Annotated in this window: 15 protein-coding genes; 4 read left to right on the forward strand and 11 right to left on the reverse strand. The window is 60.3% G+C overall.

Features of this window, described 5'->3' with window-relative positions:
• Positions 1–66: 66 nt before the first annotated feature.
• Positions 67–1,293 carry a CaiB/BaiF CoA-transferase family protein gene (locus LQ231_RS14880; RefSeq protein ID WP_230171896.1) on the forward strand — a complete coding sequence of 409 codons (1,227 nt, stop codon included), beginning with the start codon at positions 67–69 and terminating at the stop codon, positions 1,291–1,293.
• A complete protein-coding gene (locus LQ231_RS14885) occupies positions 1,290–2,942 on the forward strand; it encodes a thiamine pyrophosphate-binding protein (protein WP_230171897.1) in 1,653 nt (550 codons plus the stop codon). The genes LQ231_RS14880 and LQ231_RS14885 overlap by 4 nt, the downstream gene beginning before the upstream one ends.
• 3 nt (positions 2,943–2,945) lie before the next feature.
• Here the strand turns inward: LQ231_RS14885 and LQ231_RS14890 are convergent, their stop codons facing one another.
• Positions 2,946–3,845: a LysR family transcriptional regulator gene (locus LQ231_RS14890; protein ID WP_230171898.1), complete on the reverse strand. Its 900-nt coding sequence runs from the start codon at positions 3,843–3,845 to the stop codon at positions 2,946–2,948.
• 103 nt (positions 3,846–3,948) lie between these two features.
• On the opposite strand from LQ231_RS14890, the gene LQ231_RS14895 reads away from it, so the two are divergent.
• Positions 3,949–4,773, forward strand: a complete 825-nt coding sequence (locus LQ231_RS14895) for an SDR family oxidoreductase (RefSeq protein WP_230171899.1) — start codon at positions 3,949–3,951, stop codon at positions 4,771–4,773.
• Positions 4,774–4,837: 64 nt separating this feature from the next.
• On the opposite strand, the gene LQ231_RS14900 is transcribed toward LQ231_RS14895, so the two are convergent.
• From LQ231_RS14900 to LQ231_RS14915, 4 genes are all read right to left on the reverse strand, one after another.
• Positions 4,838–5,179 carry a RidA family protein gene (locus tag LQ231_RS14900; protein WP_007604961.1) on the reverse strand — a complete coding sequence of 114 codons (342 nt, stop codon included), beginning with the start codon at positions 5,177–5,179 and terminating at the stop codon, positions 4,838–4,840.
• 80 nt (positions 5,180–5,259) lie between these two features.
• On the reverse strand, positions 5,260–5,598 hold the full coding sequence (locus tag LQ231_RS14905; protein WP_230171900.1) for a TIGR01244 family sulfur transferase: 339 nt from the start codon (positions 5,596–5,598) through the stop codon (positions 5,260–5,262).
• A gap of 89 nt (positions 5,599–5,687) precedes the next feature.
• The gene (locus LQ231_RS14910) at positions 5,688–6,515 is read right to left on the reverse strand and encodes an aldose 1-epimerase family protein (protein WP_230171901.1); all 828 of its coding nucleotides are present in this window, start codon (positions 6,513–6,515) and stop codon (positions 5,688–5,690) included.
• Positions 6,512–6,916 (reverse strand): MarR family winged helix-turn-helix transcriptional regulator, encoded by a 405-nt coding sequence (locus LQ231_RS14915; RefSeq protein WP_230171902.1) that lies wholly within the window; start codon positions 6,914–6,916, stop codon positions 6,512–6,514. Before LQ231_RS14915 ends, LQ231_RS14910 begins: the two co-directional genes overlap by 4 nt.
• Before the next feature lie 250 nt (positions 6,917–7,166).
• On the opposite strand from LQ231_RS14915, the gene LQ231_RS14920 reads away from it, so the two are divergent.
• Positions 7,167–8,513, forward strand: coding sequence for a L,D-transpeptidase (locus LQ231_RS14920; RefSeq protein ID WP_230173378.1), 1,347 nt, complete (start codon positions 7,167–7,169; stop codon positions 8,511–8,513).
• A 142-nt stretch (positions 8,514–8,655) separates the two neighbouring features.
• Here LQ231_RS14920 and LQ231_RS14925 read toward each other — a convergent pair whose 3' ends face one another.
• The 6 genes from LQ231_RS14925 to LQ231_RS14950 all read right to left on the reverse strand — a co-directional run bounded on the left by LQ231_RS14925 (position 8,656) and on the right by LQ231_RS14950 (position 15,762).
• A complete protein-coding gene (locus LQ231_RS14925) occupies positions 8,656–9,375 on the reverse strand; it encodes a ParA family protein (RefSeq protein ID WP_230171903.1) in 720 nt (239 codons plus the stop codon).
• A gap of 207 nt (positions 9,376–9,582) precedes the next feature.
• Positions 9,583–9,969, reverse strand: coding sequence for a hypothetical protein (locus LQ231_RS14930; protein ID WP_230171904.1), 387 nt, complete (start codon positions 9,967–9,969; stop codon positions 9,583–9,585).
• Positions 9,970–10,091: 122 nt separating this feature from the next.
• Positions 10,092–11,237 carry an iron-containing alcohol dehydrogenase gene (locus LQ231_RS14935; RefSeq protein WP_230171905.1) on the reverse strand — a complete coding sequence of 382 codons (1,146 nt, stop codon included), beginning with the start codon at positions 11,235–11,237 and terminating at the stop codon, positions 10,092–10,094.
• The gene (locus LQ231_RS14940; RefSeq protein ID WP_230171906.1) at positions 11,234–12,619 is read right to left on the reverse strand and encodes an aldehyde dehydrogenase family protein; all 1,386 of its coding nucleotides are present in this window, start codon (positions 12,617–12,619) and stop codon (positions 11,234–11,236) included. Before LQ231_RS14940 ends, LQ231_RS14935 begins: the two co-directional genes overlap by 4 nt.
• A 104-nt stretch (positions 12,620–12,723) precedes the next feature.
• Positions 12,724–14,091, reverse strand: coding sequence for a glutamine synthetase family protein (locus LQ231_RS14945; RefSeq protein WP_230171907.1), 1,368 nt, complete (start codon positions 14,089–14,091; stop codon positions 12,724–12,726).
• A gap of 120 nt (positions 14,092–14,211) precedes the next feature.
• Positions 14,212–15,762 (reverse strand): amino acid permease, encoded by a 1,551-nt coding sequence (locus LQ231_RS14950; protein ID WP_113141777.1) that lies wholly within the window; start codon positions 15,760–15,762, stop codon positions 14,212–14,214.
• Positions 15,763–15,773 lie beyond the last annotated feature (11 nt).

Consider the following 15,773-nt stretch of genomic DNA (forward strand, 5'->3'; position numbering starts at 1 on the left):
ATGCTCATGACAGGCTGCAGATCAAGACAGCTTTGAGCCGTCATGCCGATCAGCACAGGAAGCGCCATGACCACCAGACCGCATGCCAGCGCCACCGATAGCCCCACCGCAGGACCGCCGCTTGCCGGCATCCGCGTCATCGAGCTCGCCCGCGTGCTCGCCGGTCCCTGGGCCGGCCAGATGCTGGCGGATCTCGGCGCCGATGTCATCAAGGTCGAAAATCCCGACGGTGGTGACGATACGCGCGCCTGGGGGCCGCCCTTCGTTCAAGGGACCGACGGCGAGAACCTGTCGGCCGCCTATTACCATTCGACCAATCGCAACAAGCGTTCGATCGCCGTCGATCTGAAGACGGAAGAAGGCCAGGACACCGTCCGCCGCCTCTGCGCCACAGCCGACGTGGTGATCGAAAACTTCAAACTCGGCGGCCTAAAGAAATATGGCCTCGACTACGAGAGCCTGAAAGCCGCCAACCCGAAGCTGATCTACTGCTCGATCACGGGTTTCGGCCAGAACGGCCCCTATGCCGAATTTGCCGGCTATGACTATATCGTCCAGGGCATGTCGGGCTTCATGTCGATCACCGGCGAGACGACCGGCGAGCCGATGAAGGCAGGCGTCGCCATTGCTGATATCTTCACCGGCATCTACGCCGTGACCGCGATCCAGGCAGCCCTGATCCACACCATGAAGACAGGCCAGGGCCAGTTCATCGACATGGCGCTGCTCGACGTCATGTCGGCCGTGCTGGCCAACCAGAACATGAACTATCTCGTCTCCGGCAAGGCGCCGACGAGGCTCGGCAATGCCCATCCCAACATCAGTCCCTATGAGGTGGTGCCGACCGCCGATGGTCACCTGATCCTTGCCGTCGGCAATGATGGCCAGTTCAAGCGCCTCTGCGCCATCCTCGGCATAGCCCCGGTCGCGGAAGACGAACGTTTTTCCACCAACAGAGCCCGTGTCGCCAACAAGGTCGAGGTCCGCCGCATCGTCACCACCGAGACGGCGAGATGGACCAGACGTGACCTGCTCAGCGCCTGCGAGGCCAATGCCGTGCCGGCCGGCCCGATCAATTCGATCGAGGACATGTTCGCAGACCCGCAGATCGTGGCGCGTGGCCTGAAGATCGAACTCGAGGACGACAAGGGCACCATCATCCCGAGCGTCCGTACACCCATCATCCTCTCCGAAACGCCACTGCGCTACGAGCGCCCCAGTCCGCGGATCGGAGAACATAGCGAAGACATTCTGGCCGAACTGGCCGAGATCGAAGGAAAGACAGCCCCATGAAGAGAACTGGTGGTGAACTGATCGTTGAGGCGCTGAAAGCCAATGGCGTCGAGCGTGTGTCGTGCGTGCCCGGCGAGAGCTATCTCGCGGTTCTCGATGCCCTGAAGGACAGCGGTATCGAAACGCTGGTCTGCCGCCAGGAGGGTGGCGCAGCGATGATGGCCGATGCCTGGGGTCGCCTGACCGGCAAGCCCGGCATCTGCATGGTCACTCGCGGCCCCGGCGCCACCAATGCGTCGGCCGGCCTGCATGTCGCCAAACAGGATTCGATCCCGATGATCCTGTTCATCGGCCAGATCGGCCGTGACATGAAGGAGCGGGAGGCCTTCCAGGAGGTCGAATATCGCCGCGCCTTTACCGAATTCGCCAAATGGGTCGGCGAGATCGACGACGCCCGCCGCATCCCCGAATTCGTCACCCGCGCCTTCGCCATCGCCACCTCCGGCCGTCCGGGTCCCGTCGTGCTGACTTTGCCGGAAGACATGCTGCTCGATGAGGTCGAAGCACCCGAGGCAAAGCCCTATACCCCCGTCGAGGCCCATCCCGGTCCGTCCCAGATCGCCGCACTTGGCGAGATGCTGAAGACGGCAAAACGCCCCATGGTCGTCCTAGGAGGCACGCGCTGGAGCAAGTCATGTGTCGCCGACATCCAGGCCTTTGCGGAAAAGTTCAAGCTGCCCGTCGGTTGCTCCTTCCGCCGGCAGATGCTCTTCGATCACCTGCATCCGTCTTACGCTGGCGATGTCGGCATCGGCATCAATCCGGCGCTGGCGAAGGAGGTGAAGGAAGCGGATCTGCTGATCCTGCTCGGCGGCCGCTTCTCCGAAATGCCGTCCTCCTCCTACACGCTGATGGACATCCCCTACCCGGCGCAGACGCTCGTGCATGTGCATCCGGACCCGTCCGAACTCGGCCGCGTCTACCGCGCCGATCTCGCGATCTGTGCCGCACCGGAGGAATTCGTCGCCGCACTCGCCTCCCTGGACGCACCCGCCGCCCCTGTGTGGGCCGAGCGCACCGAGACCATGCATACCGCCTATCTCACCTGGTCGACGCCGCCCAAGGCCGGCCCCGGCGCCGTGCAGATGGGGCCGATCATGGAGTGGATCGAGGCCAACACGCCGAAGGATGCGATCTTCACCAACGGGGCCGGCAACTACGCCACTTGGCTGCATCGCTTCCACCGCTTCCAGGCCTTCAACACCCAGGCCGCCCCGACCTCGGGCTCCATGGGATACGGCCTGCCGGCAGCCGTTGCCGCCAAGCAGCTCTTCCCCGAGCGTGAAGTCATCTGCTTTGCCGGCGATGGCTGCTTCATGATGCATGGCCAGGAATTCGCAACCGCCATCCGCTACAATCTGCCGATCATCACGCTGGTGATCAACAACAGCATGTACGGCACGATCCGCATGCATCAGGAGCGCGAATATCCCGGCCGCGTCAGCGCCACGGATCTGACCAACCCGGATTTTGCTGCCCTTGCCCGCGCCTATGGCGGCCACGGTGAGACGGTCGAGACAACGGAAGACTTTGCGCCCGCCTTCCTGCGTGCCCGGGCAAGCGGAAAGCCTACGATCATCGAGATCAAGCTCGATCCGGAGGCGATCACTCCAACCCGGACGCTGACTCAAATTCGCAACAAGGCGTGAGCCTTATGGCGCGCGTGTCATCTCGCGCGCCAGATCGATGAAAACACGCGTCGCAGGCGGAAGATGGCGGCGACTGGGGAAATAAAGGCAAAGCCCTGCAAACGGCGGTGACCAATCTGCTAGCACCGACTGCAGCCGCCCGGCCGCGACCTCTTCCGCCGCGCGACGCTCGGTCATATAGGCTAGCCCGATGCCAGCGACTGCGGCCTCCAGCATCAGATCCATGTTCTGCAGGGTCATCGGTCCATTGACGTCGATGCGGATTTCATCGCCGTGCCGCTCGAATTCCCAGCGGTAGATCGTTCCACTCGGCAACCGCATCTTCAGGCAGGCATGGCGCAGCAGGTCTGAGGGAGCCACGGGACGGCCGAAGCGCTCGAAATACGAAGGAGCGCCATAGACCAGAAACCGCTCTTCGGAACTGAGCGGGATCGCCACCATGTCCTGCGGCACGATCTCCCGAAGCCGAACGCCCAGATCAAAGCCCTCCCCCACGATGTCCACCGTCCGTCCCTCGCTGACGACATCGACATGCACATCTGGATAACGCTGATGATATTCAGCGAGGATCGGCATCAGCAGGCCGCGCATCCCGTCGGACGGCGTGTTGATCCTCACCCTGCCTCGCGGCACATCCGCCGATTCCGTCGCGTTTTCCATCGCCTCCGCAATGTCTCTCAGAGCCGGATTGACCTTTTCGAGAAACTGCTCACCGGCTTCAGTCAGGGAAACGCTCCGCGTAGTTCGATTGAATAACCTGACCCCGAGCCGGCTTTCCAGAGCCGAGATGGCATGGCTCACCGCCGATGCCGACATGCCGAGGGCAAGGGCTGCAGAGCGGAAATTGCGTGTCTCCGCGACAATGGCGACGGCATTGAGTTCGATCAGCCCTGCTCGCTTCATTGTTCGAATTCCCTCATGAGCTTATCCAGAATTGAGCCTGTTATCGGTTCCTATCCGAAACGCTATCTCTCGGGCAGGCATAATCGACATGAGGTGTAATTCCATGAGCAGAACAGTTCTCATCACCGGTGCATCGTCCGGTATAGGCCGGGCAAGCGTGCGCGTCTTTCAAGAAGCGGGGTTCAATGTTGTCGCGACCATGCGCAGACCGGACGCGGAAACCGAAATCAACCAGCTCGCCAACGTCCTGGTGACCCGTCTCGACGTGGAGGACAAGGCGAGCATTGAGGCTGCCATCATGGCCGGCATAGACCGGTTCGGCGGCATCGACGTCCTCGTCAACAATGCAGGTTACGGTCTTTACGGCATCTTCGAATCCATTCCCGAGGAAAAACTGCGGCATCAGTTCCAAGTGAACCTTTTTGGCGTGATGGATACGGTCCGCGCGATCCTGCCCCACTTCCGCAAGCGCGGCAGCGGTACGATCATCAATGTCAGTTCGGGAGCCGGGCACTTCACGCTACCGATGATCTCCGCATACTGCTCGAGCAAATTCGCGCTGGAGGGATTTACGGAGGCGCTCTCCTACGAGCTACTGGCGATCGGGATCGACGTGAAGCTGATCATTCCACACGGCGGCGTCGGCGAAACTGCATTCCAGCAACGTGCCGCGGACGATTTCGCCAATGACGGGACGCCGGCCGATTACCTGCCCTTCCTGCAAAAAAGCGTCGAGACCTTCGCGCGTCTGGGTACCGCGCTCACCATGACATCCACTGATGTTGCCAATGTGATCCACGAAGCGTCAATCGATGGCACGCAGCGGCTTCGATACTTCGTCGGCGACATGAGCAATGGCTGGCTGAAGGCTCGCACCGAGCTGAACGAGGAGGATTACATCACGCACATGCGCGAGAAGTTCCTCTGAAGCAGCAAAAAGCCGGCGCATCCAAAAGGATACGCCGGCTTTCAGAATCAAATCATCAGGATGATCAGATTGCGGCGGTCACGATGAACTCGACCTTGTAGTCCGGCGTTGCCAGTGGAGCGCCGCTGGTGGCGCGGGCCGGCGGGTTTGCCGGGTCGATCCAGCCTTCCCACACGGCGTTCATTTCGGCGAAGGTCGACATGTCGGAGAGATAGATGATCGTCTGCAGGATCTTCGACTTGTCGGAACCGGCGGCCGCCAGCAGGCGGTCCACTTCGGCGAGCGCCGACTTCGACTGCTCGGTGACGGTCGTGCCTTCGCCAACCTGGCCGGCGAGATAGACGGTGTTGCCGTGAACGACGGCGCCGCTCATACGCTTGCCCGGTTCGATACGCTTGATGGTCATGGAATTCTCCTATCGGATGGTGAGACAGAAAGACGCGTCCGTGCAGTGCACGGCATCGTCAGGGATAAAGGCAAAGCGCGTCAGCCGCGCTGACGAAGCGCGTGTTCGTAGGTCGCAGTGGACCGCGCGCCGGAACGGCAATAGCCAAGTATCGGGCGATCGAAGTCTTCCAGTGCATCGACCATGCCAGCCACAGCTTCCGGCGTCACGCCCATCGGACCGACCGGCACATGCTTGATCTTGATGCCGAGCTCATCCGCGCGCGCGGCAACGGCGGCAAATTCCGGCTGGCCGAATTCCTCGCCGTCCGGGCGATGGCAGACGATCGACTTGAAACCGAGTTCCTTGACCGTATCGACGTCCTCGACCGTGATCTGGCCGCTGACGGAATATTCCTCATTGATCTGCCTGATATTCATCGGCGCACCTCTCTCAAACTTTGGCCGAAACATCTACGACGGGCTTACCGGGGCGTCAATCACAGACAGCCGCCCTTCGGTACGCCGCATCAGACGAAGGAAAATGCCAGGCCGTATTCGCGGCTCTCGCCTGGCGCCAGCATGACGAACTCGCCACGCGCCTCCAACTCGTCCCGGCTCTCCCAGCGATGCGATACCGGCTCGATGCCCAGAACATGCGCCGGGGCCTTCTGGTTTCGCCAGACTTGGAGATAAGGCAAGGTGTCGGTGCGGAAGCGCACCTTCAGCCGCTTACCGCCGATCGCGGCGATCGGTCCGAGGCGAAGCTCGGCCCAGCCACCCTTGCCTGCCGGCACGCAGAAAATTCCGCCGTCACGCTCACCGAAAGTCCATGAGAAGCCACCGCCCTCGAGCATCGCGCCCTCCAGCCGCACCCCATCGTCGAAGTGCTTTGCGCCGAGGTTCATGTGGTACATCAGAAATGCCGGAAACGGCATGTCACCCGTATTGGTAACGACATCGCTCAGTTGCACTTCGCCACTGTCGGCCTTCAACCGCCAGACCCGGTCAAGACGGGCACGGCCACCATCGGCGAGGTCAACCGGTACCGTGGCTCGGGCCAAGAGATCTTCGCCGTCCGTCGAAAACTGAACCGATTCGGCAGGATGGGATGAAAACGATCCATGCAGCGGGAACAATCCCTCGCCTCCGGGCATCGGTTGCGGATGGCGGATATGGTCGGGACCACAGGTAAACAGAAAGCCTTCAAGCGAATGGTCGATACGCGGATCGCCATCATCCGGAATAGCCCGGCCTGGCGAGAGATCGATCCCATCGACAACGCAGGCGCCGATATCGAAAACCGAACTCTCGTCAAGTGAGAGCTGCGGCCCTCTCGGGCCCTGAAATGCGATCATGCAAGACTTCCTTCCGCCATCGCGGATATTTGCCGAAAATGTCCGGCCGCCATGAGATCTTCAAGTCCGCCAAGGCCGGTATCGAGCGCTGACAGATAGGGCATATCGACAATCGCCTCAAGTCGATGCTGAAACTCGCTGGCTCTTTGCCTGAAGGCGGCAAAGCGCACCGATCCGGCTGGCGTCAGCGACAGGAGTTCGAAGCGTCGGTCATGCGCATCGCGCTTGCGCTCCAGGTAGCCGCGCTCGTCCAGCACCTTGACCGCCCGGCTGATCTTGGTCTTCGATAGTCCAGACTGGCCGCATATAGCCTTGGCTGTCGTGGTGACCGCCTCTCCGAGCGACCAGAGCACCTGCCATTCCGACCAGGAAAGCTCATCCTCAGGACCACAGTATTGCATAAACACCGTATCCAATCGCTCGGTCGCTCTGATCAATCGATACGGTAGAAAAGACTCCATACTGAAACTGTCGTGCATCGCTCCCCCCACGATGGCGTCAGGTCAACTTTGCGGTCACATCGACGTCAAAACTTCCATGTCAGCGCAGTTGGTTAACCATTAATTCACTATGAATTCACCTTTTCCACATTAGTGTCAAATTTCACGCGTTTGTCGCCTGCATAGACGAGGAATCAGCACCGTGTTCGACATGAAGAAAACTGGCCTAATTCTGGCGGCGATCACCGCAGCACCCCTGCTTGGGGCCGCGCCCGCGACGGCACAGAGCGCCGACGGCTATCGCCAGCCACAGACACTCCTGGTTTCGCCTGAGGGCGAGATCCTCGACTACGTCCCTGAAGTTGGCGAAGTCGCCATCAGCCGCGACCAGATGGGGCGCACAGTGCTGATCGACCGTTATGGCAATCTCGTGGCGACAGAAATTCCGGCCGAAAGCTATTACCCACCGAGCCAGAACGCCTCCAATCCAAGTTTGCCGGGCGTTGACGATCCCTACCGCAATTCCCGCGCCGAAGCGCCGGCCTGGGACGACAATGTCGTCACCGGCTCTGTCCCGATGGATGGTCCCATCGACCGTCAGTCCCTCGATGCGCTTCCGGAAGACATGCCCTACGGCGGTCCCGACCAACCACCGCCGAGTGAAACATCGACACCGCGTATCGTCACGCCGGATATTCCGGTGAAGAGCAATCTGTCGCAACTTGAAATGACCGCCTTGCAGGTCTTCCTTGATCGCGAAGGCGTCTCTCCCGGCGTGATCGATGGCAAGATGGGCCAGAACGTCAACAAGGCACTCGTCGCCTGGCAGCAGATGACCGGCGAGACGATCGACCCCAACAATGCCGAGGAGGTGCTGGAACGCCTGCGCCTGTCGGGTGGATTGGCGATTGTCAGCTACACCATTACGCCAGGCGACGCTGCTGGCCCCTATGTGGCTTCCATCCCGGAAGACTACAGCCATAAGGCCATGCTTCCGGCACTGTCCTTCACCTCGACAACCGAGATGCTGGCGGAGAAATTCCATATGGATGAGGCCTATCTGAAGGCACTCAATCCCGGCGTCGATTTCACCATTCCAGGCACGATGATCAAGGTGGTCGAGCCAGGTCCGGCAAAGACCGGCAAGGTTGCCCGCATTGTCGCCAACAAGGGCCTGAAACAGGTCTTTGCCTATGGTGAGGATGGCGGCCTTGTCGCCGCCTATCCGGCCAGCATCGGCTCGTCCGACACACCCTCGCCTTCGGGTACGGTGACGATCGAGCGCATCGCGCTCAATCCGGGCTACACCTACAATCCGAAGATCAACTTCCAGCAGGGCGAAAACAACAAGGTTCTTGCCATTCCGCCCGGCCCCAACGGCCCCGTCGGCACTGTCTGGCTGGCGCTGTCGAAGCCGACCTACGGCATTCACGGCACGCCCGAGCCATCCAAGATCGGGCGTACCCAGAGCCATGGCTGTATTCGCCTGACCAATTGGGACGCAACCGAACTGGCCAAGATGGTCAGCGCAGGCGTGACCGTCGAGTTCGTCGAGTAATCCACCGAGCTCCGCCAGAATATGACCGGCCTCCGGAGATGATCCGGAGGCCTTTCGGTATTGATCGACCAACAAAGTGCCGGAAAAAAGCCGCCCGACCGGAATAGTCGAACGGCTTCAAATTCGTCCAATTGAACTTGGCTCAGGCGGCGTTGCGCACCAGGCGGAACAACCGGCGCGGCTGGGTCGAGCGGATCACCTTGACCGGCAGCAGACGCATCACTTCCATGGCAAAGGCCTGGGCATTTTCCCGCGCCTTGTCGAGATTGCTGATTTTCGCTGCATCCATCGAATACAGCGTGCCGCCACAGTCGAAGATCTCGCGGTAGGCGCTACGCTCGACGATCGGCGTATTCATCACGTTGACGCCACGGGCCGCCAGCAATCCCTTGATCGTCAACAGCGCACGGGTCGTCACCATCGAGGTCACACGCGTCAGAACCACCGAGTGCGGAATGACCATGCGGCCGGCCTCTTCCATCATCTTGATCAGATCGAGGATCTGCGCGCCGCCCTTGGCATCCATGGCGCAGCCCTGGATCGGGATCATCACGTGATCGGACAGGCCGACAGCGGTGGTCACCATGGCATCGCGCGCGCCAGCGAGATCCATGACGATATAATCATTGGTGCGCGAGAGTTCACGAATATGCCCTTGCACGGAGGCCACGGACACTTCCGAAACGACTTCGATATTGTGCTGCGGCCCGGAGGCATCAAACCACTGGGTAATCCAACGCTGCGGATCAGCGTCCAGGATCGCGACCCGATAACCCTGATGCGCCAGTTCGGTAGCAAGCAGAAGTGCCGCAGTGGTCTTGCCGGCCCCACCTTTGGCATTGGCAAATGAGATAACTGGCATTCTCTGTCCTCAAGGGTCTTGTCCGAGCGTTTCATCGCTCTGGAGCAGCCCTGATCATTGGCGCCCGCTACCTGCATTCTTTCTAATTATGGTTAACAAACAGAAAATACGAAGCAGAAACGCCCTCCCCTAAAAGAGGGAGGGCATCTGGCAAAACTCAATGATTTCAAAAAGCAAGCACGGACACATTTGTCGCCAAAACGACAATCAGCCGCGCAACGGCGTGCAGGAACCGACATGGCGCGGCTCAACCCGCCCAGCCTTCAGATCAGCAAGATTCGGCAGCGACGGATCCGGACCGCCGATGCTGTCTTCGAAAACCGCCCGATCGACCTTGATCATCTTGCCGCTCGCAAGAACGCTGACCAATGTCTTGTAATCGACGACGGCCAGGCTGAACTTGCCCTTGCAGAACCACTTCCCGTCCTTGCCGCTGAGCACCCACCCCAGAGAGCCAGACTTGCCCTGGCTCATTGCGCCGACCGCATAACCCTTCTTCAAGAGACCCTTGTAACTCTCTGCGGAGGCCGTGCCTGCGGCAAGCAGGCAAAACGATGCGAGCAGCGCGGAAAAATAGAAACGATGTCTGATCATGGATTCCCCTCAACACCACCTGCCATTGTAGCAGGTCGACTCGGCAACTTTATTCCAGACACATCGCACAAAAAAGCCCGGCACCTTGAGATGCCGGGCTAAAATGTTGGAAATGCAAGATCTTAGAAGCAGTCGGCAAAAAGCTGCTTGGTGTTCTCCAGCGTCATCTTTACCGGATTGCCGCCGGCGCTTGGATCTTCGATTGCCATGGCCGACAATTCGTCAATCCGGTCATTGGCAATGCCCATGGCCGTGAGGTTTTCCGGAACGTGAAGTTCGGCACGCAGCGAAAGCACATAGTCGTAGAAGCCGTCGAAACCGCCAACGATACCGAGATAGGCCGCCGCCCGCTCGATCCGGTCCTCGATCGCATGACGGTTGAACCTGAGCACTGGCGGCATGACGACGGCATTGGTCATGCCGTGATGGGTGTTGTAGACCGCACCGATCGGATGCGACAGCGCATGGATGGCGCCGAGCCCCTTCTGGAAGGCCGTCGCACCCATGGCCGCCGCCGCCATCATGTTGGTGCGTGCCTCGATATCGGTGCCGTCATGATAGGCGCGCGGCAGGAATTCCTTCACAAGCCGCATGCCTTCAAGCGCGATACCCTGGCTCATCGGATGATAGAACGGCGAGGAATAGGCTTCGAGGCAATGGGCAAAGGCGTCCATGCCGGTGCCGGCCGTGATCATCTTCGGCATGCCGACGGTCAGTTCGGGATCGCAGATGACGACGCCCGGCAGGAACTTCGGATGGAAGATGATCTTCTTCACATGGGTGACGGAATTGGTGATGACCGAGGCGCGGCCGACTTCAGAGCCTGTGCCGGCCGTTGTCGGCACGGCAACGATCGGCGCGATGCCGTCGGAATTGGCCCGTGTCCACCAGTCGCCGATATCCTCGAAGTCCCAGACCGGCCGCGTCTGGCCAGCCATGAAGGCGACGCATTTGCCGAGATCGAGGCCGGAGCCGCCGCCAAACGCGACGACACCATCATGGCCACCATCCTTGTAGGCCTTGATACCGGCTTCAAGGTTCTTCTCGTTCGGATTAGGATCGACATCGGCAAAGATCGCCCTGCCGAGACCGGCTTCCTCCAGAACCTCAAGTGCCGCCTGGGTAATCTGCATCGGGGCCAGACCACGGTCGGTGATCAGAAGCGGCTTCTTCATGCCCAGCGACTTGCAGGCATCGGCCAGTTCCTTGATCCGTCCACGGCCCATCTTGATTGCGGTCGGATAGCTCCAGTTGGCGACGATGTTCATTTCGTGACTTTCTTCAGATGGTAGGATTTCGGACGAGTGAGGTTCTGAAAGCCGAGCACCGAGAGCGAGCCGCCCTTGCCGGTTTCCTTGACGCCGGTCCAGCAGAGTGCCGGGTCGAGATAGTCGGCCCGGTTCATGAATACCGTGCCGGTCTCGACCTCGCGGCCGATACGGGCGGCGCGTTCCGGGTCCTGCGTCCACAGCGAGGCCGTCAAGCCATAGGGGCTGTCGTTCATCAGGCCAAGCGCTTCCTCGTCGCTCTTCACCTTCATGATGCCGACGGCAGGACCGAAGGTCTCGTCCTTCATGAAGGCCATGGAGTGATCGACGTTCACGAGCACCTGCGGCATGATATAGGCGCCGCCGTCATCGGCCGGGAAGAGCTTCGGATCGACCAGCGCCTTGGCGCCTTTGGCCACAGCGTCGGCGATCTGCTCGCGCACCACCTTGGCGAAGCGCTTGTTGGCCATCGGCCCGAGCGTCGTGTCCGGATCGAGCGGATTGCCGAGCTTGTAGTTCGACACCCAAGCGACCGACTTCTCGACAAAGGCGTCGTAGAGGCTCTCATGCACATAGATACGCTCGATGCCGCAGCAGCACTGGCCGGAATTGTAGGTCGCGCCATCCATCAGCGTGTCGACGGCGGCGTCCAGATCGGCGTCGTCCATGACGTAGCCCGGATCCTTGCCGCCGAGCTCGAGCCCGAGACCGGCAAAGGTGCCGGCAGCGGCCCGCTCGATCGAGCGACCGCCTTCGACCGAACCGGTGAAATTGATGAAATTGAAATTGCCGGCCGCGATCAGCGCAGACGTCGTGGCGTGGTCAAGGAAGAGGTTGATGAAGACGTCATCCGGAACTCCCGCCTCGACAAAGGCACGCACCATGCGCTCGCCGACAAGAAGCGTCTGCGTCGCATGCTTGATGACGACGGTGTTGCCGGCCATCAGCGCCGGCGCGATCGTGTTGATCGCGGTCATATAAGGGTAGTTCCACGGTGCGATGACGAAGACGACACCATGCGGCTCGCGCTCGATGCGGCGCTCGAAATTGTTGCTGGCTTCCACGACCAGCGGCGCCAGCGCATCGGCAGCGATGGCCGCGACATAGTTGGAACGCTCGTTGAAGCCTTTGTACTCGCCGCCGTAACGCACCGGACGCCCCATCATATGGGCGAGTTCCGGCACCACCTCGTCGGACATCTCGTTGAGGCGTGCTACGCCCTTCAGGACCAGTTGAACACGCTCTTCCAGCGGTCGGCGCGCCCAGGTCTTCTGTGCCTTGCGGGCGCGGGCGACGGCGTCACTCGCTGCTTCCAGCGACATCGCCGGGCGTTCGGCATAGACCGACCCATCGATCGGCGAAATGCATTGGATCATCGTCATGATCTTTTTCCTGTTGTTGCATAAAGAAGACGACAGCGGCCATCGCCGCTGTCCTTGTTTTCACCCTACGACGGCGAAGGTGGCGACCTCAAGGCCGCCTTCGGTCAAGCCCGTTCGAAGCCTCGCGCCACCTCCCAGTCGGTGATGCGCCGATCGTATTCTTCCTGCTCCCATTCGGCAGCGCGAACGTAGTGGTCGATCACGTCGTCGCCGAATGCCTCGCGCAGCATCGTGGACTGGGTCAGTTCTTCGGTGGCCGCACGCAGCGTGCGCGGAATTTCCCGCACATCGGTCGCGCCATAGGCATCGCCGGTAAAGGCCGCTTCAAGCGCCAGCTTCTTTTCGATGCCGTCGATGCCAGCAGCGATCAGCGCCGCCATGGCCAAATACGGATTGAGGTCGGAACCGCCGACGCGGCATTCGACGCGGATCGCCTTGGTTTCCTCGCCACACAGGCGATAGCCGGCCGTCCGGTTGTCTTTCGACCAGATCGCCTTTGTCGGCGCAAACGTTCCAGCCATGAAACGCTTGTAGGAGTTGATGTAGGGCGCCAGGAAATAGGTGATCTCGCTCGCATGGCTAAGTAGACCGGCCATGTAGTGCTTCATCAGCTCCGACATGCCGTACTGACCCTTGTCGTCGAAGAACAACGGTTTTCCGTCGAGCGACCAGAGCGATTGATGGATATGCGAGGACGAACCGGCGGCGGTGTAGTGCCACTTAGCAAGGAACGTGATCGCCTTGCCCTGCGACCAGGCTATCTCCTTGCAGCCATTCTTGATGATCACATGACGGTCGGCCATGGTCAGGGCATCGGCATAGCGAACATTGATTTCTTCCTGACCGGCTGATGCTTCGCCCTTTGAATTCTCAACAGGGATTCCAGCACCCTGCAGACCCTTGCGGATCGCGCGCATGACGCCTTCTTCCTTGGTCGTCTGGAAGATATGGTAGTCTTCGTTATAACCCGAAGCGAGCTTCAGGTTGCGGTAACCGCTTGCCTGCGCCGCTTCATAACTCTGGTCGAACAGGAAGAATTCGAGCTCGGTTGCCATGAACGGCTTCATGCCCATCGCTTCAAGCCGCTTGACCTGTTTCTTCAGGATCGCGCGCGGCGAATGCGCCACTTCCTCGTGGGTGTGATGATCGAGCATGTCGCAGAGAACCAGCGCCGTGCCTTCCAGCCATGGAGTACGGCGAAGCGTCGAAAGATCGGGCTTCATCGTGTAGTCGCCGTAACCCTTTTCCCAGCTGGTCGCCTTGTAGCCGGAGACGGTTTCCATCTCCATGTCGGTGGCGAGCAGATAGTTGCAGCTATGGGTTTCCTTGTAGGCGCTCTCGACGAAGAACTCCGCCTGGAAACGCTTGCCCATCAGTCGGCCCTGCATATCCACCTGACACGCCAGAACGGTATCGATGCGGCCCTCGGCAACATCCTTCTTCAAATCTTCAAACGTATAGTTGGTGGTCATAGGGGCCATCCGCAGGAGTAGGAACAACGAAAAACAGAACCGCGCCGAAAGCGCTGGTCAAGCGAGGGTCAATGGCAAGCCGGAGGCGAGTGCGCCGCCGGCTTGCTGGTTTGGTCAGCGTCAGGCGCTTTCACCGACAGCCTTTTCGGCTGCAGCAATCTCGGCCTGCCGCTTTGCCACTTCATCGCCGATCGGCGGTCCCTTGAAACGCTTCTTCTCAAAGGCGAACCAGACGATGGCCGTGACGATCAGGAAGCCGACGGTGATGTACAGCGCCCAATCATTCGGCGGCTGGATGCCGAGGATGAAAATCAGCGCCATGGCGACAACCGACAAGCCGGCGAAAAGCTTGAACACGCCTTCACCGAGGTTCCACGGTCCCATAGCCGGCCACTTGCTCGTACCCCAGGCGAAGAACCCGAGCGTGATCGGGATCGCGAAGGAGAAGAACAGGAAGATGACCGTGCAGGATACGACGATCGTATAGACCGGCGTTTCACCGATGGAGACAAGCGAAGACCCCCACACGAACAACACAGCCAAAATCGAGCCTGTCCAGATCGCCGTGACAGGCGAACGGTATTTCGGGCTCACCTTTGAAAGTGCCGACGAGGCCGGCAGACCACCGTCACGGGCAAACGCGAAGATCATGCGCGACACCGACGTGACCGTCGCAAGGCCGCAAAGCCACTGGCTGACCAGGATCGCAAGATAAAGCACATCCTTGAGGATCGGATTGACCTGAGCGTCCATCGCCCAGAAAAACACGTTCCAGCCCTGGGCTGCGGCATCATCCATGCTCGGGATCATCAGCACGAACGAGCACAGCATGATATAGCCGAACAGCGCCGACCACAGCACGGACGAAATCATGCCCTTCGGCACGGAAATCGCAGCCTTAACGGTTTCTTCGGACGTATGCGCCGACGCGTCATAGCCTGTGATCGTGTAGATCGGCAGCAGGAGGCCGAGCAGGAACACCCAGGTTCCCGACGTCTCCGGCCAGACATTCCCGCCGGCTTCCCCCGAATAGTTGCTGAAGGTGAAGAGCCGGGCGATATCGAAGCTGTCGACAGCGGCCAGGCACACGACGCTGAGGGCGATAGCCGTGGCGAAGATCAGGTAACCGGAGAAGTCGGTGAGCTTGGCGGTCAGGCCAATCCCCATGTGATTGACCAGCGCCTGGAGACCGGTGATCAGCACGAGGAAGATCATGCGGGTCAGCGTAGTATCTTCAAGCCCAAGATACGGGCCTCCGAAGGAACCGAGGAAGAAGTAATAAGTGCCGACATTGATAGCGCCGAGCACCGTGACGAGGCCGAGCAGGTTGAACCACGCGGTCAGCCAGCCGGTGAAGCGATTGCCGAGGATCGAACCCCAGTGGTAGAGGCCGCCGGCCGTCGGATAGGCAGAACTGATCTGCGCCATGGCGACCGCGAAGACGAGCGAAACGAAGCAACCAAGCGGCCAGCCGATACCGATCGCAGCGCCCCCGGCGCCGGAAGTCGCCTGAGCGAGCGAATTGATACCGCCGGAAAGGATGCAAATAATGGAGAAAGAAACAGCGAAGTTCGAAAATGAACTCATGCGTCGTTCGAGTTCCTGGGCGTAGCCCATGGAATGCAGGATATGAAGATCCTGCTTTTTATCCGAATCCGAATAGTCTGACATGACGTCCCCCA

This window comes from Rhizobium sp. CECT 9324 (genome assembly GCF_918741265.1).
GTDB lineage: Bacteria > Pseudomonadota > Alphaproteobacteria > Rhizobiales > Rhizobiaceae > Allorhizobium.